Here is a 21,786-nt window from a genome sequence, read left to right on the forward strand (position 1 = left end):
GGGCTGGATGTGCGCAGCACATTCCAGCCCCGCCGGCGTTTGAGGCGCGGGGTCTGGGGCGGAGCCCCAGGGTCTTTCCAGCCCCGCCGGCGTCTGAGGCGGAAGCGGTGAAAGGGCGGGGCGGGGAGAGGCTCCGCGCAGCGGCCCACCCGGGGCGCGGCCCGCGGCGTAAGCGGGGGTTAAGTGGGCCCCCACGGAGTGGACATGGCCCGCGCATACTCAAGGGCATGAGCTACGACGCCATCGTCCTCGCCGGCGGCGCCGCCCGGCGCCTCGGCGGGGCCGACAAGCCCACCCTCCCGGTAGGCGGCCGCACCCTCCTCGACCGGGTCCTGGCGGCCTGCCCGGACGCCGCCGCCACCGTCGTCGTCGGCGGCCGCCGGCAGACGGCCCGCCCGGTCCGCTGGGCCCTGGAGACCCCGCCGGGCGGCGGCCCGGTGGCCGCCCTGCACGCGGGGCTGCGGCGGACGACCGCCGGGCTGGTCCTCGTACTCTCCGCCGACCTCCCCTTCCTCGACCGGGACACCGTCCACGCCCTGCTCACCGCGGCCGCCGACGGCCCCGGCGACGGGGCCCTGCTCAGGGATCCCGAGGGCCGCGACCAGCCCCTCGTCGCCGCCTACCGCGCCGAACCCCTGCGCCGCGAGATCGCCCTGCTCGCCACCGAGCACGGCACCCTCCACGGCCTCCCCCTCCGCGCGCTCACCGCCGAGCTGGACCTGGCCAGGGTCACCGCCGCTGCGCCACTCGCCTCCTTCGACTGCGACACCTGGGAGGACCTGGCGACGGCCCGCGCCCGGATCAGGGAGCATGGGACCGTGCTGGAGCAATGGATCAACGCCGCCAAGAACGAGCTCGGCATCGACGTGGACGTCGACACCAAGACCCTGCTCGACCTCGCCCGTGACGCCGCCCACGGTGTCGCCCGGCCCGCCGCACCGCTGACGACGTTCCTCGTCGGATACGCGGCCGCCCGCGCCGAGGCGGCCGGCGCCGACCCCGCCGAGGCCGTCGCCGAAGCCTCCCGCAAGGCCGCCGGTCTGGCCCTGCGCTGGGCGGCGGAGGCCGAGTCCCTCGACCCCGAGCCCACCGACCCCGAGGGGAACGGCTCTCCGTGACCCGTACCGACGCCGACGGCGCCCTCGACGAGGCCCTCGCCCTGGTCAGCCGCACGAACACCCCCGAGGGCGGCTCCGCCGCCCACCGCGCCACCCCCTGGCAGCGCGCCCGGGAGACCGCCGCCCTGGCCGGCACGGCCGTACGGGCCCGTAGCCACCGGGTGGCCCTCGCGGACGCCCTGGGCGAGGTGCTGACCACCTCCCTGGACGCCCTCGGCGACCTGCCGTCCTTCGACACCTCCGCCATGGACGGCTGGGCCGTCGCCGGGCCCGGCCCCTGGGCGATCCGCCCCGGCGACGGGATCCTGGCCGGAGGGAGCGGCGAGGCCTCCCCCGCGCCCCTCGCCGACGGCGAGGCCGTACGGATCGCCACGGGCGCCCGGATCCCCGGCGACACCACCGCCGTGATCCGCAGCGAGCACGCCCGCGAGTCCGGCAGCCAGCTGTACGCCACCCGCCCCGTCGGGACCGGCCAGGACATCCGCCCGCGCGGCCAGGAGTGCCGCTCCGGCGATCCGCTGCTCCCGGCCGGCTCCCTCGTCACCCCCGCCGTCCTGGGCCTGGCCGCGGCCGCCGGGTACGACGAGCTGGTCACCCGGCCCCGCCCCCGCGTGGAGATCCTCGTCCTCGGCGACGAACTCCTCACCGAGGGCCTCCCGCACGACGGGCTGATCCGCGACGCCCTCAGCCCCATGCTGGACCCCTGGATCACCCGCCTCGGAGCCGAAGTCGTCTCCACCCGGCGGCTCGGCGACGACCCGGCCGGGGCCGAGGCCCTGTTCGAGGCGATCACCGGCTCCACCGCCGACCTGGTCGTCACCACCGGCGGCACCGCCTCCGGCCCCGTCGACCACGTGCACCCCGTACTGGAGCGCGCCGGCGCCGAGCTGCTCGTGGACGGGGTCGCCGTACGCCCCGGGCACCCGATGCTGCTGGCCCGCCTCGGTGACCGGACGGACGGCCGCCACGTGGTGGGCCTGCCCGGCAACCCCCTCGCCGCCGTCTCCGGTCTGCTGACCCTCGCCGAACCGCTGCTGCGCGCCCTCGCCGGGCGCCGCCAGCGCCCCCGCTACGCCGTGCCGGTGCAGGGGGACGTGCCCGGGCACCCGTACGACACCCGGCTGGTGCCGGTCCTGCTGACCGACGAGCACGCCGTACCGCTGCGCTACAACGGCCCGGCGATGCTGCGCGGGGTGGCGGCCGCCGACGCCCTGGCCGTCGTACCGCCGCACGGCGCGCGGTCCGGGCAGGAACTGGAGGTCCTCGACCTGCCATGGGCCGCCGGGGGATGTTTCACGTGAAACTCCACGGCCAGGACGCGATGGCGCGCGGCGCAGACGAGAAGCTCGTCGCACGCCGCGTCAAACTCCCCAAGCGGGTCGTGGAAAGGCCGTTGCGTCAGGTCACCCGGCGGCTGCTGATGGCGCTGTTCGTGCTGTGCCTGACGGTCCTGATCGTGTGGCTCGACCGCGAGGGCTACCACGACAACGCCAATGAGAAGGTCGACTTCCTCGACTGCGTCTACTACGCGACGGTCACCCTGTCGACGACCGGCTACGGCGACATCGTCCCGTACAGCGACGGCGCGCGACTGGTCAACGTCCTGCTGATCACCCCGCTGCGCGTGCTGTTCCTGATCATCCTGGTCGGGACCACCCTGGAGGTCCTGACCGAGCGCACCCGGGAAGAGTGGCGGCTGAGCCGCTGGAGGAAGAACTTGCGCGAGCACACGGTCGTCGTCGGCTTCGGCACCAAGGGCCGCTCGGCGCTCCAGACGCTGCTGGCGACCGGCCTGCGGAAGGAGCAGGTCGTCATCGTGGACCCCAGCGCCAAGGTCATCGACATGGCGAACACGGAAGGGTTCACGGGGGTCGTCGGCGATGCCACGCGTTCGGAGGTGCTGGTGCGCGCCGAGCTGCAGAAGGCCCGGCAGGTGATCATCGCGACCCAGCGGGACGACACCGCGGTCCTGGTCACGCTGACGGCCCGGCAGCTCAACCGGGGCGCGAAGATCGTGGCGGCGGTCCGCGAGGAGGAGAACGCGCCCCTGCTGAAGCAGTCCGGCGCGGACGCTGTCATCACGAGCGCGAGCGCGGCCGGACGGCTGCTGGGGCTGTCCGTGCTGAGCCCGAGCGCGGGCACGGTGATGGAGGACCTGATCCAGCAGGGCAGCGGCCTGGACCTGATCGAACGGCCCGTCAACCGGTCGGAGGTCGGCCGGGGCGTCCGCGAGACCGACGACCTGATCGTCAGCGTGCTGCGCGGACACCGCCTGCTCCCCTACGACGATCCGCACGCGAGCCCCCTCCAGTTGACGGACCGCCTGATCACCATCGTGCGGGCGGCTCCTCCGACGACCCCTCAGGTCACTCTCGGCCCGGCGGAGTAGCGGGCGCGGTAGATTCCGGGCCATGCATGCGATCACCATCGAACAGCCGGGCGGCCCCGAGGCCCTCGTCTGGGCCGACGTACCCGATCCGGTGGCGGGCGAGGGCGAGGTTCTCGTCGAGGTCGCGGCGAGCGCCGTGAACCGCGCCGACGTCCTGCAGCGGCAGGGCTTCTACGATCCGCCGCCGGGGGCGTCGCCCTATCCCGGCCTGGAGTGTTCCGGACGCATCGCCGCACTGGGGCCGGGGGTGTCCGGCTGGGCGGTGGGCGACGAGGTGTGCGCGCTGCTGTCGGGCGGCGGGTACGCGGAGAAGGTCGCCGTGCCGGCGGGCCAGCTGCTGCCGGTGCCGCAGGGCGTGGACCTGGTGGCGGCGGCCGCGCTGCCGGAGGTCGTCGCGACGGTCTGGTCCAACGTGTTCATGGTCGCCGGGCTGCGGCCGGGCGAGACCCTGCTGGTGCACGGCGGTTCGAGCGGTATCGGCACCATGGCCGTCCAGCTGGGCAAGGCCGTGGGCGCGCGGGTGGCGGTGACGGCGGGCGGCAAGGAGAAGCTGGAGCGCTGCGCGGAGCTGGGCGCGGACATCCTGATCGACTACCGCGAGCAGGACTTCGTGGAGGAACTGAAGGCCGCGACGGACGGGGCCGGCGCGGACGTCATCCTGGACATCATGGGCGCGAAGTACCTCGCCCGGAACCTGGAGGCGCTGGCCATGAACGGCCGGCTGGCGGTGATCGGCTTCCAGGGCGGCGTCAAGGCGGAACTGGACCTGCGCATGCTGCTGGCCAAGCGGGCGGCCCTCACGGCCACCTCACTGCGGGCCCGCCCGCTGGAGGAGAAGGCGGCCATCATCGCCGCCGTACGGGAACACGTGTGGCCCCTGATCGGCTCGGGCCGCGTCCGGCCGGTGGTCCACGCGACGTACCCGATCACCGAGGCCGCGGAGGCCCACCGGGTCCTGGAGTCCAGCGCCCACGTGGGCAAGATCCTCCTGACGGTGTGACCGGCTGGGCCGCTCACCAGAGGGCGGCGGCGACCAGCGCAAGGGCGGGTAGGGGACGGCTGCGCGCAGCGGCCCCCTCCCCGCCCCCGGCTACAGGCTCCGCAGCAGCACCGACGGGTTCTCCACGCAGTCCGCGACGTAGCGCAGGAAGCCCCCCGCCGTCCCCCCGTCGCAGACCCGGTGGTCGAACGTCAGCGACAGCTGGACGACCTGGCGGACGGCCAGCTCCCCCCGGTACACCCACGGCTTCGGGATGATCCGTCCCACCCCCAGCATCGCCGCCTCCGGGTGGTTGATGATCGGCGTGGAGCCGTCCACCCCGAACACCCCGTAGTTGTTCAGGGTGAACGTGCCGCCCGTGAGGTCCGACGGCGCCAGCTTCCCCGCCCGGGCCAGCTCCGTGAGCCGGGCGAACTCCGCCGACAGGGACTCCGGGCTGCGCGTGTGGGCGTCCCGGACGACGGGGACCATCAGCCCGCGCTCGGTCTGGGCGGCGAAGCCCAGGTGGACCGCCGGGAGCCGGACGATCTCGTTCGCCGCGAGGTCCACCGTGGAGTTGAGCTCCGGGTACCGGGCGAGTCCGGCCGTGCAGATCCGGGCCAGGAGCGCGAGTACCGAGATCTTCGGGCCGTCCACGGCGTTCATCGCGGCCCGCGCCGCCATCAGCTCGGTGGCGTCCGCGTCCACCCAGCAGGTGGCCTCGGGGATCTCGCGCCGGCTGCGCGAGAGCTTCTCCGCCACGGCGCCGCGCAGACCCTTGAGCGGGATGCGCTCGCCGGCCGGGACGGAGGCCGGGACCGCGACCGGCGCCGGCTCGGCCGCCGGGCGGAGCGCCGCTTCCACGTCGGCCCGCAGGATCAGGCCTTCCGGGCCGGATCCGCGCAGGGAGCGCAGGTCGACGCCGTTGTCCCGCGCGAGCTTGCGCACGATCGGGGAGATCACCGGCACCGGCCCGGCGGCCACGGCGACGGACGCCGTCACAGGAGCCGGAGCGGGAGCCGGGGCCGGAGCGGCAGCCGGGGCGACCGCCGACGGCTCGGGTGCCGGGCGCACGCGGCGGCGCCGCGCCGGGCGGGAGTGGTCCGTGCCGTAGCCGACCAGCACGTTCCCGGAACCGGAACCGGAGTCGGCGGCGGCCGGCGCCTCCGCGACCGGCCCGCCCACCGCCACGGTGATCAGCGGGGCGCCCACCGGAAGTTCGGTGCCCTCCTCGCCGAAGCGGGCGGTCACCACGCCCCCGTACGGGCACGGCACCTCGACCATCGCCTTGGCCGTCTCCACCTCGACCACCGGCTGGTCGATCTCGACGACATCGCCGACGGCCACCAGCCAGCGCACGATCTCCGCCTCGGTCAGCCCCTCGCCGAGGTCGGGCAGCTTGAACTCCAGTACCTGTGGCATCAGTTCTCCCACTGCAGGCGGGCCACGGTGTCCAGGATCCGGTCCACGCCGGGAAGGTGGTGCTTCTCCAGCATCGGCGGCGGGTACGGGATGTCGAAGCCCGTCACCCGCAGCACCGGCGCCTCCAGGTGGTGGAAGCACCGCTCCGTCACGCGGGCGGCGATCTCCGCTCCCGGCCCGCCGAAGCCGCCGGCCTCGTGGACCACCACCGCGCGCCCGGTCCGGCGTACGGAGGCCACGACCGTCTCCTCGTCGAAGGGGACGAGCGAGCGCAGGTCCACGACCTCCAGGTCCCAGCCCTCCTCGCGCGCCGCCTCGGCCGCCTCCAGGCAGACCGGCAGCGAGGGTCCGTACGTGATCAGGGTGGCGCTGGTGCCGGTCCGCCGGACCAGCGCCTTGCCGATCCCGGGGACCGCCGCCGGGGCGTCCGGCGACCACTGCGCCTTCGACCAGTAGAGCCGCTTCGGCTCCAGGAAGACCACCGGGTCGTCGCTCGCGATCGACGCGCGCAGCAGCCCGTACGCGTCCTCGACGGTCGCCGGGGTCACCACGGTCAGGCCGGGCGTCGCCACGTAGTACGCCTCGGAGGAGTCGCAGTGGTGCTCGACGCCGCCGATGCCGCCGCCGTACGGCACCCGGATGGTGATCGGCAGCGGCATCGCGCCGCGCGTGCGGTTGCGCATCTTCGCCACGTGCGAGATGAGCTGCTCGAACGCCGGGTAGGCGAACGCGTCGAACTGCATCTCCACGACCGGCCGCAGCCCGTACATGGCCATGCCGACCGCGGTGCCGAGGATCCCGGCCTCCGCGAGCGGGGTGTCCGTGACGCGGTCCTCGCCGAACTCCTTCGCGAGTCCGTCGGTGATCCGGAAGACGCCGCCGAGCGTGCCGACGTCCTCGCCCATCACGTGGACGGTCGGGTCCTCCGCCATCGCGTCGCGCATGGCCCGGGTCAGCGCCTGCGCCATCGTCGCGGGCTTGACCCCCTGCTGAGCCACCGTGGTCATGCGTCGTCCTCAGCTTCCAGTTCCGCGCGCAGTATGGCCGCCTGCTCCCGCAGCCGGCCGGTCTGCTCGGCGTAGACGTGCGCGAAGAGGTCCATCGGGTTCAGTACGGGCTCGGCGTTCATCCGCTCGCGCAGGTCCGCCGCCATCGCCTCGGCCGCCTCGCGAGCCTCCTGGACGCCGGACTCGTCCAGCCAGCCGCGCCCGGTCAGCTCGCGCTGCAGCAGCTCCACCGGGTCGTGCGCCTTCCAGGCCTCCACCTCGGAGTCGGACCGGTACCGGGTCGCGTCGTCGGCGTTCGTGTGGGCCTCCATCCGGTAGGTGACGGCCTCGATCAGGGTCGGGCCGCCGCCCGCGCGCGCCCGCTCCACGGCCTCGGAGAGGACCTCGTGCAGCGCGGCGACGTCGTTCCCGTCGACCAGCCGGCCGGGCATCCCGTAGCCCACGGCCTTGTGGGCCAGGGTCGGGGCGGCCGTCTGCTTGGCGAGCGGGACGGAGATGGCGAAGCCGTTGTTCTGGACCAGGAAGACCACCGGGGCCTGCCAGACGGCCGCGAAGTTGAGCGCCTCGTGGAAGTCGCCCTCGCTGGTGCCGCCGTCGCCGACCATGGCGAGCGCGACGACCTCGTCCCCGCGCAGCCGCGCGGCGTGCGCCACGCCCACCGCGTGCGGGAGCTGGGTGGCGAGCGGGGTGCACAGCGGGGCTATGCGGTGCTCGCGCGGGTCGTAGCCGGTGTGCCAGTCGCCGCGCAGCAGCGTCAGCGCCTGGACGGGGTCCAGTCCGCGCGCCACGGCCGCGAGGGTGTCGCGGTAGCTGGGGAAGAGCCAGTCCTGCTCCTCCAGGACCAGGGCGGCCGCGATCTCGGCGGCCTCCTGCCCCACGGTGGAGGGGTACACGGCGAGGCGGCCCTGCCGGGTCAGCGCGGTGGCCTGTGCGTTGTAGCGGCGGCCCCGGACCAGTTCGGCGTAGTAGCGGCGCATCAGCGCGGGGTCGAGGTGCTCGGCGGCCGCGGTGCCCAGGACCCGGTAGGGCTCCGGGTCCGGAAGCAGCGGGGCGGCCTCCGTACGGGGCCTCCAGGCGGGCGGCGGGGTGACACGGTGGGACGCACCGGCACCGGGCAGCTCTTGGACCGTCATGGCGGCGTACACCTCCTCGTGGGAAGCGGGCAAAGGAGTCCCCGGTTGTGGGGTGCCTCACCTACCGATTGTTCGGTCGTCGGCGCAATTTGGCTACAGGCGCCTCCAGGCTGTGGACAAACTGGCGACGGGGCCCTGGGATGGGTGCAGGACGTCCAGGAGAGGGAGGCAGTGGGCAATGCCGGATGAACAAATGGCCGGAACGGGTTCCGTACCGGTCCCGCCGGGGGGTGCCCCGGCCGTCCCGCCGGTGCCGCCGGCGCCGCCCGTTCCGCCCCGCCCCCTCGACCCGATCGACCGGTCGATCATGCGGTTGCTCCAGGCGGACGGCCGGGCGTCGATACGGTCGGTGGCCGAGCAGGTGCACGTCTCGCGGGCGAACGCGTACGCCCGGATCAACCGGCTGATCGACGACGGGGTGATCCGCGGGTTCACGGCCCGCGTGAACCACGAACGGGCAGGTCAGGGCGCTTCCGCCTATATCACCCTGAAGATCGTCCAGAACTCGTGGCGGACGGTCCGGGAGAAACTGCGCGAGCTGCCGGGGGCCGCGCACATCGCACTGGTCAGCGGGGATTTCGACGTCCTGCTGCTGGTCCACACGGCTGACAACCGGACCCTGCGCGAGCTGGTGCTGACCCGCCTCCAGTCCATCCCGGAGGTGCTCTCCACGCGCACGCTGCTGGTGTTCGAGGAGACGGACCTGCTGGATCCCGGCCCGGGCGGCGGCGGCCCGGCGCTCACGGAGGACTGACAGGGAAAAGGGGGGAGGGGGCCGGATCCCGGCCCCCTCCGTCGTTGTCCGCCCGCTACTGCTTGGTGCGCAGGCCGTCCAGGGCCATGCTGACCACCGCGTCCGCGAGCTGGTCGGGGGTCGTGCCCGGGTGCGGCCGGTACCACTCGACCAGGGAGTTGACCATGCCGAAGAGCAGGCGGGTCGCCAGCCGGATGTCGACGTCCGCCCGCAGGTCCCCGTCCGCGGCGGCGGCCTTGAGCAGGTCCGCGACCTGGTGGTCGAACTCGCGGCGGCGCTCCAGGGCCCAGCGCTCGGTGCGGGTGTTGCCGCGCACCCGCAGCAGGAGGGTGACGTACGGGAGTTCCGCGACCAGCACCTCGACCGTGCGGCGGGTGACGTACTCGACGCGTCCGACGGCCCGGCCGCGCAGGGCGCCGGGCTCCTCCAGGACGGCGAAGAGCTCGTCCAGCGCCCGGCTGACGGCCCGGCGCAGCAGCTCCTCCTTGCCCGCCACGTGATGGTAGATCGAGGACTTGGAGATGCCGGCGGCCTTGGAGAGGTGTTCCATGGACGTGCCGTCGTAACCGCGCTCGTTGAACACCTGCACCGCCACCGACAGGAGCGTCTCGGGCGTGTAGGTGTCCCGCCTGGCCGTGGTCATCCGGTGCCCTCCTCCGCCGCCTCGTCCGCCTCGTCCGCCTCGTCGCCCCCGTCCGCGTAGCCCAGCTTGAAGAGGGCCAGCGAGGGGGCGTAGCGGCCGCCGGGGCAGCGCTCGTCCAGGTGGTGCAGGAGGTCGTACGCCCAGTCCCGGCCGAGGCGCCCGTGCCATTCGGAGGGGCCCAGCGGGTAGTTGACGCCGAGCCGCATCGCGGTGTCGATGTCCTCGGCGGAGGCCACCCCGCGCGCCACGGCGTCGGCCGTGAGGTCGATCAGCATGGCCACGGTCCGGGCGACGATCATGCCGGGGACGTCGCCGATGACGGAGACCTTCTTGCCCAGCTTCTGGAAGAGGCCGACGGCCTCGGCGAGGGTGCGCTCGCTGGTGTCCTCGCTGACCGACAGGGCGATGCGGGTGGCGTCGCGGTAGTCCAGCGCGAGGTCGAAGTAGACGACGTCGGTGAACTCGACCGCGGTCTTGCCGTCGGCGAGCACCAGCTGTCCCTCGCCGGGCAGCTGGATGTACGGGCCGCCGTGCGCGGTGGAGGTCACCGCGATCCCGGCCTCCTCGATGAGCCCCGCCAGGGCCGCGGCCGGGCCGAGGTTGCCGACGACGGTCACCTTCTCCGGCGCCTCCTCGGGGCCGGCCGTGCGCGGCGCGGGCTGCTGCGCGCCCTCGCCGTACGGGTACCAGCCGTGCCCTGACTTGCGGCCGAGGCGGCCGGACTGGACCAGCCGGCGCTGCGCGAGCGAGGGGGTGAACTTGGGGCTGCGGAAGAAGGACTCCCACACCGAGCGGGTGACGGCCTCGTTGACGTCCTGGCCGATGAGGTCGGTCAGGGCGAACGGGCCCATCCTGAAACCGCCGCTCTCGCGCAGGACGGCGTCGATGGTGGCCGGGTCGGCGCCCTGCTCCTCGTACACGGCGAAGGCTTCCGCGTAGAAGGGGCGGGCGATCCGGTTGACGATGAAGCCCGGGGTGTCGGCGCAGCGGACGGGGGTCTTCCCCCAGCCCAGGACGGTGCGGTACGCGCGCTCGGCGGCCGCCGGGTCGGTGGCGGAGCCGCTCACCACCTCGACGAGGGGGAGCAGTGGGGCCGGGTTGAAGAAGTGCAGGCCGAGGAAGCGGCCGGGGTGCGCCAGGCCGGCGGCGAGCTCGGTGACGGAGAGGGAGGAGGTGTTGGTGGCCAGCAGGGCGTCCTGCGGGACCACCTCTTCGAGTGCCGCGAAGAGTGCGTGCTTGACGGTGACGTCCTCGACGACGGCCTCGATGACGAGGGCGGCGTCGGCGAGGGCGCCCAGGCCGTCGGCCGCTTCGATCCTGCCGGCCGCGTCCTCGGCCTCGGCCGGGTCGAGGCGGCCCTTGGCGGCCATCCGCTCGACGCGGTCGCGCACGAGGGCGGCGCCGGTGGCGGCGAGGGCCTGGTCGATGTCGTGGATCAGCACGCGGTGACCTGCGAGGAGGGCCACCTGGGCGATGCCCTGTCCCATGGTGCCGGCGCCGACGACCGCCACAGTGCGGGACCGCTCGATTGCTGTCATGTCCTGATCCTCCCGCACCGGGTTGTCCACAGGTCCTGCCGGGCCCTCTTGTCCCGACCGATCGTTCGGTTACTCTAACTCCAGTCTGCTCTTCTTCACCCGCCCCTGCCTGATCTCACGCTGAGAACCAGCCTGATCCTGCCCGGCTCAACGAGGAGTTGGTCCCTGATGGCCGCCGAGCTCACCCTCTCCCAGCTCACCGAGAAGCACCGGACCACGCTGGACCAGGCGCTGGCCGCGATCCGCAGCCGCGCCTACTGGTCCCCGCACCCCGAGCACCCCAAGGCCTACGGGGAGACCGCCCCGGCCGACGGGCTCGCCGCCTTCGAGGCCGTCCGCGGCACCCGCTTCGACCTCGACCAGCCCGGCACCGACGGCTGGACCGGCGGCGAGGTCTCCCCGTACGGCCCGGAGCTGGGCGTGGAGTACCCGCACGCCGACCCGGACGTGCTGCTGCCCGCGATGAAGGCCGGCATGGCCGCCTGGCGCGACGCCGGGCCCGAGGCCCGTGCCGCGGTCTGCATCGAGATCCTGTCCCGCATCTCCGCCCGCACCCACGAGTTCGCGCACGCGGTCATGCACACCAGCGGCCAGGCCTTCATGATGGCCTTCCAGGCGGGCGGCCCCCACGCGCAGGACCGCGGCCTGGAGGCCGTCGCCTACGCGTACGAGGAGCAGACCCGCGTCCCCGGCCAGGCGGACTGGTCGAAGCCGCAGGGCAAGCGGGACCCGCTGGAGCTCGGCAAGACGTTCACGGCGGTGCCGCGCGGCATCGCGCTGATGATCGGCTGCAACACCTTCCCCACCTGGAACGGCTACCCCGGCCTGTTCGCCTCCCTGGCCACCGGCAACGCCGTCCTGGTCAAGCCGCACCCGCGCGCCGTCCTCCCGCTGGCCCTGACCGTGAAGGTGGCCCGCGAGGTCCTCGCGGAGGCCGGCTTCGACCCGAACCTGGTGGCGCTGGCGGTCGAGCGGCCGGGCGAGGGCATCGCCAAGGCCCTCGCGGTCCGCCCCGAGATCAAGCTGATCGACTACACGGGCTCGACCGAGTTCGGCGACTGGCTGGAGACCAACGCCCGCCAGGCCCAGGTCTACACGGAGAAGGCCGGGGTCAACACGGTCGTCGTCGACTCGACCTCCGACTACAAGGGCATGCTGTCCAACCTGGCCTTCTCCCTGTCCCTCTACAGCGGCCAGATGTGCACCACCCCGCAGAACCTGCTGATCCCGCGCGAGGGCATCGAGACGGACGCGGGCCACAAGTCGTACGACGAGGTCGTCGCCGACCTCGCCGCCTCGGTCGGCGGCCTGCTGGGCGACGACGCCCGGGCCAACGCGCTGCTGGGCGCGCTGGTCAACCCGGACGTCAAGGCCCGCCTGGAGGCGGCGGCCGGGCTGGGCGAGGTCGCGCTGGCCTCCCGCGAGGTGGCCAACCCCGAGTTCCCCGACGCGGTCGTGCGCACCCCGGTGATCGTGAAGCTGGACGCCGGCAAGCCCGACCCGGAGGCCGCGTACCTGTCGGAGTGCTTCGGCCCGGTCTCCTTCGCGGTGGCCGTGGACTCCACGGCCGACGCCCTGGAGCTGCTGCGCCGTACGGTGCGGGAGAAGGGCGCCATGACGGTGGGCGCGTACACCACCTCCGAGGACACCGAGCGGGCGATCGAGGAGGTCTGCCTGGAGGAGTCGGCGCAGCTGTCGCTGAACCTGACGGGCGGGGTCTACGTCAACCAGACGGCGGCCTTCTCCGACTTCCACGGCTCGGGCGGCAACCCGGCGGCGAACGCCGCGCTGTGCGACGGCGCGTTCGTCTCGAACCGCTTCCGCGTGGTGGAGGTCCGCCGCCAGGCCTGACCCTCAGGGCCTGGGCCCGCCCCAGTGGAAGAGGGTCATGGCCACGCTGGTGGCCAGGTTGTAGCTGGAGACCTGCGGCCGCATCGGCAGCGACACCAGGTGATCGGCCCGGGCCCGCAGCTCGGGCGAGATCCCGTGCCGCTCGGAGCCGAAGGCGAGCAGGGCGTCGTCCGGGAGGGTGAGGGCACGGATGTCCTCGCCCTCCGGGTCGAGCGCGTACACGGGCCCGGGCGGGAGCTCCTCCAGCTCCACCCGGTCCACGGTGGTGGCGTAGTGCAGGCCGGCCCCGGCGCGCACGACGTTGGGGTGCCAGGGGTCGAGGTCGCCGCGGGTGACCACGCCGGTGGCCCCGAACCCGGCGGCGAGACGGACGACGGCGCCGACGTTGCCGAGGTTGCGGGGGTTGTCGAGCAGGACGATCGGCGCGGGGCGGGGCGTCCGCGCGAGGGCGGCCCTTCCTGCCGCCCGCTCCGGCCGTACGGCGAGGGCGGCGACCCCGGTGGGGTGCACGCGGGGCAGCAGCTCCTTCAGCGACCCCTGACGCACGAGCCGCGCCACCGCCTCCTCCACGTCGGGAGCCAGCTCGGCGGCCAGGGCCCGTACACCGTCCGGCTCCTCGGCGACGACCGCCAGCACCTCGGCCCCGAACCGCAGGGCGTGCTTCAGCGCATGGAACCCGTCCAGCACCACGACGTCGTCCCGCCCGGCGATCTCGCCCCACTCCCGCACCACACTCATACCCCCGACCCTAAGGCCCGCCGGCTATCCGGCCTCGCCGGCGTTTGAGGCGCTGGGGGCACCCCCAGCGGTAGCTGGGGGAGGGTCTGGGGGCGGAGCCCCCAGGGAACGGGCGAAGGGCGGGGCGGGGAGACGGCTCCGCGCAGCGGCACCCGCGGCCGCGCCGGCCCGCGCCCCCACCCACACCAGCAGCCCCGTCGGCAGGAACACCGCATCGGCGGCGATCATCGCCAACGAGAAGAACGGCAGCCCCAACAGCACCGCGATCCCCGCATGCTCCAGCATCATCACCGCCAGCAGCACGTTCTTGACCCGCCGGTTGAACAGCGTGAACGGAAACGCGACCTGCACCGCCACCGTCCCGTAGGTCAGCAGCATCACCACCACCCCGCTGCCCGCCAGCACCCCCGACAGCCCCGGCCACGGGGTGAAGTAGTCCAGCCGCAACGGGTAGTACAGCGCGGTCCCGTCCTGCCACCGCGAGCCCTGGATCTTGTACCAGCCCGCGGTCGCGTAGATCAGGCACACCTCCGCCATGATCACCAGCATCCCCGCGTTGTGCAGCAGGTTCGCGAGCACGTCCAGGGCGGCCCGCCGCTCCCCCTCCGGCTCGTACCGTTCGACCAGCCACCACAGCGCCGCCCCCACCCACAGCGCCGCGAACACGGCCGTCCACCCGCCGCTCAGCCGCCCGCTCACCGCCCCGTATGCGAGGAACGCGCCCAGCACCCCCCACAGCACCGGCCCCGCCGCCCCCGCCGTGGCGGTGCCCCGCAGCCGCGCCCGCCGCGCGTCCAGCGACCACACCTGCGCGCAGCGCGTCAGCACCAGGTAGACGGCCATCAGGTGGATGACGTTGTCCCCGCCGTCGCCCATGAACACGCTGCGGTTCTGCAGCGACAGCACGCCGGCCATGAAGAGCACCGACGTCGCCCGCGTCCGCCAGCCCAGGGCCAGCAGCGCGCTCGCGGCCACGGAGGCGCCGTAGACCAGCTCGAACCACCACCCGGACGCGGACCACAGCAGCACCGTGAAGGCGTGGTTGCCGGCGACCAGCCGCTCCGCGAGCTGCCAGCTCCACGGCCCGTCGGGCCCGTACAGCTCGTACCGGTTCGGGAACTCGCGCAGCAGGAAGAACAGCCAGGTCCCGGCGAAGCCGATGCGTACGACGGCGCTCTGGTACGGGCCGAGCGCCTGCCCGCTGACCTGCGCGAGCGCCCGCCTCAGACGGTCCACCACGGCAGCTCCCGGTAGTACGTCTGGGTGTCGGTCGTCTCCTCGCTCCAGGCCGGCGCGGCCACGGACCGCGTCGCCGAGCGCAGCTGGACCCGTACGATCCGGTCGCCGCCGTCCGTGCCCGGGGCCAGCCGCTGCACCGCGATCCGCTTCAGGTAGGCCTCGGACAGCTCGCCGCGCTGGGCGTTCGTCGGCTTGTCGTTCTCGTCGTGGGAGCCGGTGAAGAAGTCCCAGGCCCGGCGGAGCTCGTTCTGTTCGGTGTGGCTGGGCAGCAGGCTGTGCCGGATGGCCGCCGCGTCCTCGGCGGACAGGTCGCGCCAGCCGGTGGTGACGAGCCCGCCGCCCGCGGTGCGGACCTGGGCGCGGGCCTCGACGGCGATGTTCTGCTGGAGGGGGTTGGGGGCGAAGAGCTTCCAGTTCTGTTCGAACTCGGGGTAGACCCAGCCGTCCACGAGGCCCGCGTGCCGCTTGCTCAGCGTGTTCGACGGGGCGACGTGCAGGAAGACGAGCCCCAGGTGCAGGCAGGCGGCCACGGCCAGGGCCGCCAGGGCCAGTGCGGCGAGGACCCGGTACGGGGCGGACAGGCCGGCGATGCCGGGCGCCCGGCTCGCTGCCGGCCCGGGCTCGTCCTCGCCCTCGCGCTCGTTCGAATCCATCCCGCCCCGATCATCCGGCGTCCACAGGGTTGCCCACAGAGGTTGACACCCTACGGGCCGCCGTCTCACCATTGAAGAGGATGAACCGAACGATCGGTCGGTCGGGCGGACGGCAGACTCTGACAGGGAGCCGTGATGGTCGCAGTGACTCCGGAGACGGGGACGTCGGGCGGGGTGGACGGAGGATCCGCCGACCTCGGCGCGCAGCTGAGGGCGGACTTCGACGCCGCCGTGGCGGCGGACGAGCGCGTGGAGCCGCGCGACTGGATGCCCGAGGAGTACCGCGCCTCCCTGGTACGCCAGATGGCCCAGCACGCCCATTCCGAGATCATCGGCATGCAGCCCGAGGCCAACTGGATCACCCGCGCGCCCTCGCTGCGCCGCAAGGCGATCCTGATGGCCAAGGTGCAGGACGAGGCGGGGCACGGCCTCTACCTCTACAGCGCCGCCGAGACCCTCGGCACCAGCCGTGACGAGCTGCTCGACAAGCTGCACTCCGGCAAGCAGAAGTACTCCTCGATCTTCAACTACCCCACCCTGACCTGGGCGGACGTCGGCGCCATCGGCTGGCTCGTGGACGGCGCGGCCATCACCAACCAGGTGCCGATCTGCCGCTGCTCGTACGGCCCCTACGCCCGTGCGATGGTCCGGATCTGCAAGGAGGAGTCCTTCCACCAGCGCCAGGGCTATGAGCTGCTCCTCGCCCTCTCCCAGGGCACCGAGGCCCAGCACGCCATGGCCCAGGACGCCGTGAACCGCTGGTGGTGGCCCTCCCTGATGATGTTCGGCCCGCCGGACGACGAGTCGGTCCACAGCGCCCAGGCGATGGCCTGGCGGATCAAGCGGCACTCCAACGACGAGCTGCGCCAGCGCTTCGTCGACATCGCCGTCCCCCAGGCCGAGTCGCTGGGCCTGACCCTGCCCGACCCGGACCTCAAGTGGAACGAGGAGCGCGGGCACTACGACTTCGGCGCCATCGACTGGGCCGAGTTCTGGGACGTGCTCAAGGGCAACGGCCCCTGCAACGAACAGCGCATCAGCCAGCGGCGCCAGGCCCACGAGGAAGGCGCCTGGGTCCGCGAAGCGGCCACGGCGTACGCGCAGAAGCACACCGGCACCGGACGAGAGGTACAGGCATGACGCAGAACTGGCCCCTGTGGGAGGTGTTCGTGCGCTCGCGCCGCGGCCTCTCGCACACGCACGCGGGCAGCCTGCACGCCCCCGACGCGGAGATGGCCCTGCGCAACGCGCGCGACCTCTACACGCGGCGCAACGAGGGCGTCTCCATCTGGGTCGTGCCCTCGGCCGAGATCACGGCCTCCTCGCCGGACGAGCGGGACCCGTTCTTCGCCCCGTCCGCCGACAAGCCCTACCGGCACCCCACCTTCTACGAGATCCCCGAGGGGGTGCGCCACCTGTGAGCGCCGACACCGCCACCCCGCCCGCGGCCACGGCCGCCGTCCTCGCCCTCGCGGACGACGCGCTGATCCTCTCCCACCGCCTCGGCGAATGGGCGGGCCACGCCCCCGTCCTGGAGGAGGAGGTCGCCCTCGCGAACATCGCGCTCGACCTGCTCGGCCAGGCCCGCATCCTGCTGTCCATGGCGGGCGACGAGGACGAGCTGGCCTTCCTCCGCGAGGAGCGCGCCTTCCGCAACCTCCAGCTGGTCGAGCAGCCCAACGGCGACTTCGCCCACACCATCGCCCGCCAGCTGTACTTCTCCCTCTACCAGCACGAGCTGTACGCGGAACTGGCCGCCGGAGACGGCCCGTTCGCCCCCCTGGCGGCCAAGGCCGTCAAGGAGACCGCCTACCACCGCGACCACGCCGAACAGTGGACGCTGCGGCTCGGCGACGGCACGGACGAGAGCCGCCGGCGGATGCGCGCGGCCCTGGACGGGCTGTGGAAGTACACCGGGGAGATGTTCCGGCCGGTCGAGGGTCTCGACGTCGACCCGGCCGCCCTGGAGGCCCGCTGGCTGGCCGCGCTGGGCGACGTACTGGAGCGGGCCGGGCTCACCCTGCCCGAGGGCCCGCGTACGGGTGCCTGGGCCGCCGGAGCGGGCCGCCAGGGCCTGCACACCGAGCCGTTCGGGCGGCTGCTCGCGGAGATGCAGCACCTGCACCGCAGCCACCCCGGGGCGTCGTGGTGACCGCCACGGCCGGGACGACCCGCCTGGAGGCGGAGCTGGCCGAGCTGGCCGGCACCGTCCCCGACCCCGAGCTGCCCGTACTGACCCTCGCCGAGCTGGGCGTCCTGCGCGGCGTGCGGATGCATGACGACGGGCACGCCGAGGTGCTCCTCACCCCGACCTACACCGGCTGCCCGGCCATCGAGGCCATGTCCGCCGACATCCGGCAGGTCCTGACCGGGCACGGCATACCGGACGTGCGGGTCACCACGGTGCTGTCCCCCGCCTGGTCCACCGACGACATCAGCGCCGAAGGCCGCCGCAAGCTCGCCGAGTTCGGCATCGCACCGCCCCGCCCGCACTCCGCCGGCGGACCGGTCCCGCTCACCCTGTCGGTGCGCTGCCCGAACTGCGGCTCGACCGACACCGAGCTGCTCAGCCGGTTCTCCTCCACCGCCTGCAAGGCGCTGCGCCGGTGCGTCGCCTGCCGCGAACCGTTCGACCACTTCAAGGAGCTGTAGATGGCCGCACCCCGCCACGGCGCGTTCCACCCCCTCACGGTGGCGGCGGTCGACCGGCTCACGGACGACTCGGTGGCGCTGACCCTGTCGGTGCCCGAGGAGCTGCGCGCCGACTACCGGCACGCCCCCGGCCAGCACCTCACGCTCCGCCGGACCCCCGCCGAGGGCTCCGAGGTCCGCCGGACCTACTCGATCTGCTCCCCCGCCCCGGCCGCCGACGGCCCCGGCCCGGCCGTGCTGCGCGTGGGGGTGCGGCTGGTGGAGGGCGGCGAGTTCTCCACCTTCGCCCACAAGGAGATCAGCGCCGGGGACGTGCTGGACGTGATGGTCCCGGCCGGGCGGTTCGTGCTGGACCCGGCGGCGGCCCCGGCCTCCGCGCACTACGCGGCGATCGTCGGCGGCAGCGGCATCACCCCGGTGCTGTCGATCGCGGCCACGCTGCTCGCGGCCCGCCCAGACGCCCGGTTCTGCCTGGTGCGCAGCGACCGTACGGCGGCCTCCACGATGTTCCTGGAGGAGGTGGCCGACCTCAAGGACCGCTACCCCGACCGCTTCCAGCTGGTCACCGTCCTCTCCCGCGAGGAGCAGGAGGCCGGGCTGCCGTCCGGGCGGCTCGACGAGGCCCGCCTCACGGCCCTGCTGCCCGCGCTGCTGCCGGTCGGCGAGGTGACGGGCTGGTTCCTGTGCGGCCCGTACGGGCTGGTGACGGGCGCGGAGCAGGCCCTGGGCGCGCTGGGCGTCGTCCGGACCCGGGTGCACGAGGAGATCTTCCACGTCGAGGAGACCGCCCCGCAGAACCCCGTACGGTCCTCGGCGCCGGTGGCGGCCCACGGGCGGGTCACCGCCCGCCTCGACGGCCGCTCGGGCACCTGGGCCGTGCAGGACGGGGAGTCCCTGCTGGACGCCGTGCTGCGCAACCGCGCGGACGCCCCGTACGCCTGCAAGGGCGGGGTGTGCGGCACCTGCCGGGCATTCGTGGTCTCGGGCGAGGTGCGGATGGACCGCAACTTCGCACTGGAGGAGGAGGAGACGGAGGCCGGGTTCGTGCTGGCCTGCCAGTCCCACCCGGTGACGGAGGAAGTGGAGATCGACTTCGACCGCTGACCGGCCCGCGCGGTCTGGGTTTTTGCCGCCGCCTGCTCTATCTTGACGCACCGTCAGATCCAGTAGGCGGATCGGAACCGGTGCGCGCGGGAGGACAGGCAGTGGACTTCACCTTCACCGAGGAACAGCAGGCGGCCGTCGAGGCGGCGAAGGCCGTGTTCGCGGACGTCGCTCCCGACGGCGTGCCCAGCCCCGCGCTCACCCCGGGAGCCGTCGCGGAGGACTTCGACCGGCCCTTGTGGGCCAGGCTCGCCGGCTCCGACCTGCTGGGCCTCGTCCTCGCCGAGGAATACGGCGGGGCCGGCCTCGACACCATCGCGCTCTGCCTGGTGCTGCGCGAGGCGGCCCGGGTGCTGGCCCGGGTGCCGCTGCTGGAGCACTGCGCCACCGCCATGGCCGTCCAGGCCCACGGCGGCCCCGAGCTGGCCGCCGCCCTGCTGCCCGGCGCCGCGGACGGCACGCTCGTCCTCACCGTCGCCGCTCAGGGCCGCACCGGCCACGACCCCGCCGAACTGGCCGTCGGCGCACACCGCGAGGGCGCCGTCTGGGTCCTGGACGGGGTGCAGACCGCCGTCGCCTGGGCGCACGGCAGCGACTGGATCGCCGTACCCGCCCACACCGCGGACGGCGGGGCCGTCCTCGCGCTGCTCCCGCGCACCACCGAGGGCCTCACCCTCGCCGACCAGTACTCCACCAGCGGGGAGAAGCTCGCCGAACTCACCCTGGACGGGGTCCGCGTGCCCGCCGCCCACGTGATCGACGCCCCCGGCGCCTGGGAGCGGCTGCGCCAGGTCCTGGCCACCGGGACCTGCGCCCTCGCGCTCGGCCTCGGCGAGGCCGTCCTCACCATGACCAGCGGGTACACAGGCAAGCGCGAGCAGTTCGGCTTCCCCGTGGCCACCTTCCAGGCCGTCGCCGTCCAGGCCGCCGACCGCTACATCGACCTGCGCGCCATGGAGGTCACCCTCTGGCAGGCGGCCTGGCGGCTCGACGCCGCGACCGGCGCGGCGGGCGGCCCGCTGCCCACCGCGGGAGACGTGGCCGTCGCCAAGATCTGGGCCTCGGAGGGCGTACGCCGGGTCGTACAGACCGCACAGCACCTGCACGGCGGCTTCGGCGCCGACACCGACTACCCGCTGCACCGCTACCACGCCTGGGCCAAGCAGCTGGAGCTCCAGCTCGGCCCGGCCGCCGCGCACGAGGAGGCCCTGGGCGACCTGCTGGCCGCCCACCCCCTCGGCTGAGCCCGCGCCCTACAGGACGAAGGCCGGGTTCCCGTTGTCCGTGACCATCGGGCGCCCGGCGCCGTCCCAGGCCTGCATCCCGCCGGTCACGTTGACGGCGTCGATGCCCTGGCCCACCAGGTACTGGGTGACCTGGGCGCTGCGCCCGCCCACGCGGCACATCACGTACGCCGTGCGACCTTCCGCGACCGCCTCCGTCACCTCGCCGAAGCGCGCGACGAAGTCGCTCATCGGGACGTGCAGCGCGCCCTCGACATGACCGGCCGCCCATTCGTCGTTCTCACGGACGTCCAGGACGAGGCCTTCGGCGGGCACCGCGGCGGCTTCCACCGAGGGGAGCGGTCCGAAGTTCATGACAGTCGCCTTCTCTCTTCACGGATCTGTCTCGCCAACCTATCCGACCCGGGAGCGCGGCTCACGGAGTCGCGAGGGACGCCAGCTCCGCCTCGCGTTCGGAGACCTCGGCCAGCAGCTGCTCGGCGATCTCCTCCAGCAGCCGGTCCGGGTCGTCGGGGGCCATCCGCAGCATCGCGCCGATCGCGCTGTCCTCCAGCTCCTTGGCCACCATCGACAGCAGTTCCTTGCGCTGGGCCAGCCACTCCAGGCGGGCGTACAGCTCATCGCTCTCGCTCGGCGCCACGGCCTCCGGCGCCGGTCCGGCGGCCCACTCCTCGGCCAGCTCTCGCAGCAGCTGCTCCTCGCCGCGCCCGTAGGCGGCGTTGACCCGTGCGATGAACGCGTCGCGCCGCGCCCGCTCCGTCTCTTCCTGGGCGAGGTCCGGGTGGGCCTTGCGGACCAGATCGCGGTAGAGCCGGCGGACCTCCTCCGAGGGCCGCACCCGCTCCGGCGGACGCACCGGCCGGTCGGTGAGCATCGCGGCCGCGTCGTCGGAGATCCCGTCCGAGCCCAGCCAGTCGTGGAACAGCTCGTCCACGCCGGGCATCGGCATGACCAGCGCGCGGGCCTCCCGGGCCCGCCGCAGGTCCTCGGGATCGCCGCTGCGCGCGGCCTTCGCCTCCGCGATCAGCGCGTCCAGCTCGTCGAGCCGCGAGTACATCGGGCCGAGCTTCTGGTGGTGGAGCCGGGAGAAGTTCTCGACCTCCACCCGGAAGGTCTCCACCGCGATCTCGAACTCGATCAGTGCCTGCTCGGCGGCCCGTACGGCGCGCTCCAGCCGCGCCTCGGGCCGCTCGTCACCGGCGGCGGTCGGCTCTTCGGGGGCTGTCTGTTCGCTCTGCTCGCTCACCCGGCCAGCCTACGGCCCGCCCGGAGGCACGTTTCACGTGAAACGTGCCTCGGCCCGGGCGTCACCGGCCCGCAAG

Annotated in this window: 22 protein-coding genes; 12 read left to right on the forward strand and 10 right to left on the reverse strand. The window is 73.7% G+C overall.

Annotated features, from left to right (window positions below; translation table 11 throughout):
* The first annotated feature begins 227 nt into the window (after nt 1-227).
* The 4 genes from AB0F18_RS15490 to AB0F18_RS15505 are packed head-to-tail and all read left to right on the forward strand — an operon-like array spanning nt 228 to nt 4,507.
* A complete protein-coding gene (locus tag AB0F18_RS15490) occupies nt 228-1,118 on the forward strand; it encodes an NTP transferase domain-containing protein (RefSeq protein ID WP_362059970.1) in 891 nt (296 codons plus the stop codon).
* 41 nt (nt 1,119-1,159) lie between these two features.
* Complete coding sequence (locus tag AB0F18_RS15495; RefSeq protein WP_362060105.1) at nt 1,160-2,419, forward strand: molybdopterin molybdotransferase MoeA; 1,260 nt, start codon at nt 1,160-1,162, stop codon at nt 2,417-2,419.
* Nucleotides 2,407-3,507 (forward strand): potassium channel family protein, encoded by a 1,101-nt coding sequence (locus AB0F18_RS15500; RefSeq protein ID WP_362059973.1) that lies wholly within the window; start codon nt 2,407-2,409, stop codon nt 3,505-3,507. Before AB0F18_RS15495 ends, AB0F18_RS15500 begins: the two co-directional genes overlap by 13 nt.
* Nucleotides 3,508-3,529: 22 nt before the next feature.
* A complete protein-coding gene (locus tag AB0F18_RS15505) occupies nt 3,530-4,507 on the forward strand; it encodes an NAD(P)H-quinone oxidoreductase (RefSeq protein ID WP_362059976.1) in 978 nt (325 codons plus the stop codon).
* Nucleotides 4,508-4,597: 90 nt separating this feature from the next.
* On the opposite strand, the gene AB0F18_RS15510 is transcribed toward AB0F18_RS15505, so the two are convergent.
* Genes AB0F18_RS15510 through pdhA form a run of 3 tightly spaced genes read right to left on the reverse strand, consistent with a single transcriptional unit; the run spans nt 4,598 to nt 8,048 of the window.
* Nucleotides 4,598-5,908, reverse strand: coding sequence for a dihydrolipoamide acetyltransferase family protein (locus tag AB0F18_RS15510; protein ID WP_362059978.1), 1,311 nt, complete (start codon nt 5,906-5,908; stop codon nt 4,598-4,600).
* Entirely contained in the window at nt 5,908-6,915 is a 1,008-nt protein-coding gene (locus AB0F18_RS15515) for an alpha-ketoacid dehydrogenase subunit beta (RefSeq protein WP_362059981.1), read from the reverse strand. Before AB0F18_RS15515 ends, AB0F18_RS15510 begins: the two co-directional genes overlap by 1 nt.
* Nucleotides 6,912-8,048 (reverse strand): pyruvate dehydrogenase (acetyl-transferring) E1 component subunit alpha, encoded by a 1,137-nt coding sequence (pdhA, locus tag AB0F18_RS15520; protein WP_362059983.1) that lies wholly within the window; start codon nt 8,046-8,048, stop codon nt 6,912-6,914. Before pdhA ends, AB0F18_RS15515 begins: the two co-directional genes overlap by 4 nt.
* 178 nt (nt 8,049-8,226) lie before the next feature.
* On the opposite strand from pdhA, the gene AB0F18_RS15525 reads away from it, so the two are divergent.
* Complete coding sequence (locus AB0F18_RS15525) at nt 8,227-8,802, forward strand: Lrp/AsnC family transcriptional regulator (RefSeq protein WP_362059986.1); 576 nt, start codon at nt 8,227-8,229, stop codon at nt 8,800-8,802.
* Between the two features lie 55 nt (nt 8,803-8,857).
* On the opposite strand, the gene AB0F18_RS15530 is transcribed toward AB0F18_RS15525, so the two are convergent.
* Nucleotides 8,858-9,445, reverse strand: a complete 588-nt coding sequence (locus AB0F18_RS15530) for a TetR/AcrR family transcriptional regulator (RefSeq protein ID WP_362059988.1) — start codon at nt 9,443-9,445, stop codon at nt 8,858-8,860.
* On the reverse strand, nt 9,442-10,983 hold the full coding sequence (locus AB0F18_RS15535; RefSeq protein WP_362059991.1) for a 3-hydroxyacyl-CoA dehydrogenase: 1,542 nt from the start codon (nt 10,981-10,983) through the stop codon (nt 9,442-9,444). The genes AB0F18_RS15530 and AB0F18_RS15535 overlap by 4 nt, the downstream gene beginning before the upstream one ends.
* Nucleotides 10,984-11,151: 168 nt before the next feature.
* On the opposite strand from AB0F18_RS15535, the gene paaN reads away from it, so the two are divergent.
* A complete protein-coding gene (gene paaN / locus AB0F18_RS15540) occupies nt 11,152-12,834 on the forward strand; it encodes a phenylacetic acid degradation protein PaaN (protein ID WP_362059994.1) in 1,683 nt (560 codons plus the stop codon).
* Nucleotides 12,835-12,837: 3 nt separating this feature from the next.
* Here paaN and AB0F18_RS15545 read toward each other — a convergent pair whose 3' ends face one another.
* From AB0F18_RS15545 to AB0F18_RS15555, 3 genes are read right to left on the reverse strand one after another with little or no spacing between them, the layout of a single operon-like run.
* Nucleotides 12,838-13,572 (reverse strand): TrmH family RNA methyltransferase, encoded by a 735-nt coding sequence (locus AB0F18_RS15545; protein ID WP_362059997.1) that lies wholly within the window; start codon nt 13,570-13,572, stop codon nt 12,838-12,840.
* 24 nt (nt 13,573-13,596) lie between these two features.
* On the reverse strand, nt 13,597-14,808 hold the full coding sequence (locus tag AB0F18_RS15550; protein WP_362060000.1) for an HTTM domain-containing protein: 1,212 nt from the start codon (nt 14,806-14,808) through the stop codon (nt 13,597-13,599).
* The gene (locus AB0F18_RS15555) at nt 14,796-15,464 is read right to left on the reverse strand and encodes a DUF5819 family protein (protein ID WP_362060003.1); all 669 of its coding nucleotides are present in this window, start codon (nt 15,462-15,464) and stop codon (nt 14,796-14,798) included. The genes AB0F18_RS15550 and AB0F18_RS15555 overlap by 13 nt, the downstream gene beginning before the upstream one ends.
* A gap of 135 nt (nt 15,465-15,599) precedes the next feature.
* Here AB0F18_RS15555 and paaA point away from each other — a divergent pair, with 135 nt between their 5' ends.
* From paaA to AB0F18_RS15585, 6 genes are all read left to right on the forward strand, one after another.
* Nucleotides 15,600-16,604: a 1,2-phenylacetyl-CoA epoxidase subunit PaaA gene (paaA, locus tag AB0F18_RS15560; protein WP_362060006.1), complete on the forward strand. Its 1,005-nt coding sequence runs from the start codon at nt 15,600-15,602 to the stop codon at nt 16,602-16,604.
* Entirely contained in the window at nt 16,601-16,885 is a 285-nt protein-coding gene (paaB, locus tag AB0F18_RS15565; RefSeq protein WP_042801229.1) for a 1,2-phenylacetyl-CoA epoxidase subunit PaaB, read from the forward strand. The genes paaA and paaB overlap by 4 nt, the downstream gene beginning before the upstream one ends.
* Complete coding sequence (paaC, locus tag AB0F18_RS15570) at nt 16,882-17,616, forward strand: 1,2-phenylacetyl-CoA epoxidase subunit PaaC (protein WP_362060009.1); 735 nt, start codon at nt 16,882-16,884, stop codon at nt 17,614-17,616. The genes paaB and paaC overlap by 4 nt, the downstream gene beginning before the upstream one ends.
* On the forward strand, nt 17,610-18,116 hold the full coding sequence (gene paaD, locus AB0F18_RS15575; protein WP_362060012.1) for a 1,2-phenylacetyl-CoA epoxidase subunit PaaD: 507 nt from the start codon (nt 17,610-17,612) through the stop codon (nt 18,114-18,116). The genes paaC and paaD overlap by 7 nt, the downstream gene beginning before the upstream one ends.
* A complete protein-coding gene (locus tag AB0F18_RS15580; protein WP_362060015.1) occupies nt 18,117-19,220 on the forward strand; it encodes a 2Fe-2S iron-sulfur cluster-binding protein in 1,104 nt (367 codons plus the stop codon). It abuts the gene before it with no gap.
* 101 nt (nt 19,221-19,321) lie between these two features.
* Complete coding sequence (locus AB0F18_RS15585; protein ID WP_362060017.1) at nt 19,322-20,464, forward strand: acyl-CoA dehydrogenase family protein; 1,143 nt, start codon at nt 19,322-19,324, stop codon at nt 20,462-20,464.
* Between the two features lie 9 nt (nt 20,465-20,473).
* Here the strand turns inward: AB0F18_RS15585 and AB0F18_RS15590 are convergent, their stop codons facing one another.
* Together AB0F18_RS15590 and AB0F18_RS15595 are read right to left on the reverse strand one after the other, a co-directional pair.
* Complete coding sequence (locus tag AB0F18_RS15590; RefSeq protein WP_362060019.1) at nt 20,474-20,818, reverse strand: rhodanese-like domain-containing protein; 345 nt, start codon at nt 20,816-20,818, stop codon at nt 20,474-20,476.
* A gap of 61 nt (nt 20,819-20,879) precedes the next feature.
* Entirely contained in the window at nt 20,880-21,710 is an 831-nt protein-coding gene (locus tag AB0F18_RS15595) for a hypothetical protein (RefSeq protein WP_362060022.1), read from the reverse strand.
* Nucleotides 21,711-21,786: the final 76 nt, after the last annotated feature.

This window comes from Streptomyces sp. NPDC029216 (genome assembly GCF_040648015.1).
Lineage (GTDB): Bacteria > Actinomycetota > Actinomycetes > Streptomycetales > Streptomycetaceae > Streptomyces.

Bases quoted from the DNA above. Each gene is read 5' to 3' on its own strand.
- AB0F18_RS15490 (WP_362059970.1), top strand. From the start codon at position 228: ATGAGCTACGACGCCATCGTCCTCGCCGGCGGCGCCGCCCGGCGCCTC.
- AB0F18_RS15500 (WP_362059973.1), top strand. From the start codon at position 2,407: ATGTTTCACGTGAAACTCCACGGCCAGGACGCGATGGCGCGCGGCGCA.
- AB0F18_RS15505 (WP_362059976.1), top strand. From the start codon at position 3,530: ATGCATGCGATCACCATCGAACAGCCGGGCGGCCCCGAGGCCCTCGTC.
- AB0F18_RS15510 (WP_362059978.1), bottom strand. From the start codon at position 5,908: ATGCCACAGGTACTGGAGTTCAAGCTGCCCGACCTCGGCGAGGGGCTG.
- AB0F18_RS15515 (WP_362059981.1), bottom strand. From the start codon at position 6,915: ATGACCACGGTGGCTCAGCAGGGGGTCAAGCCCGCGACGATGGCGCAG.
- pdhA (WP_362059983.1), bottom strand. From the start codon at position 8,048: ATGACGGTCCAAGAGCTGCCCGGTGCCGGTGCGTCCCACCGTGTCACC.
- AB0F18_RS15525 (WP_362059986.1), top strand. From the start codon at position 8,227: ATGCCGGATGAACAAATGGCCGGAACGGGTTCCGTACCGGTCCCGCCG.
- AB0F18_RS15530 (WP_362059988.1), bottom strand. From the start codon at position 9,445: ATGACCACGGCCAGGCGGGACACCTACACGCCCGAGACGCTCCTGTCG.
- AB0F18_RS15535 (WP_362059991.1), bottom strand. From the start codon at position 10,983: ATGACAGCAATCGAGCGGTCCCGCACTGTGGCGGTCGTCGGCGCCGGC.
- paaN (WP_362059994.1), top strand. From the start codon at position 11,152: ATGGCCGCCGAGCTCACCCTCTCCCAGCTCACCGAGAAGCACCGGACC.
- AB0F18_RS15545 (WP_362059997.1), bottom strand. From the start codon at position 13,572: ATGAGTGTGGTGCGGGAGTGGGGCGAGATCGCCGGGCGGGACGACGTC.
- AB0F18_RS15555 (WP_362060003.1), bottom strand. From the start codon at position 15,464: ATGGATTCGAACGAGCGCGAGGGCGAGGACGAGCCCGGGCCGGCAGCG.
- paaA (WP_362060006.1), top strand. From the start codon at position 15,600: ATGGTCGCAGTGACTCCGGAGACGGGGACGTCGGGCGGGGTGGACGGA.
- paaB (WP_042801229.1), top strand. From the start codon at position 16,601: ATGACGCAGAACTGGCCCCTGTGGGAGGTGTTCGTGCGCTCGCGCCGC.
- AB0F18_RS15580 (WP_362060015.1), top strand. From the start codon at position 18,117: ATGGCCGCACCCCGCCACGGCGCGTTCCACCCCCTCACGGTGGCGGCG.
- AB0F18_RS15590 (WP_362060019.1), bottom strand. From the start codon at position 20,818: ATGAACTTCGGACCGCTCCCCTCGGTGGAAGCCGCCGCGGTGCCCGCC.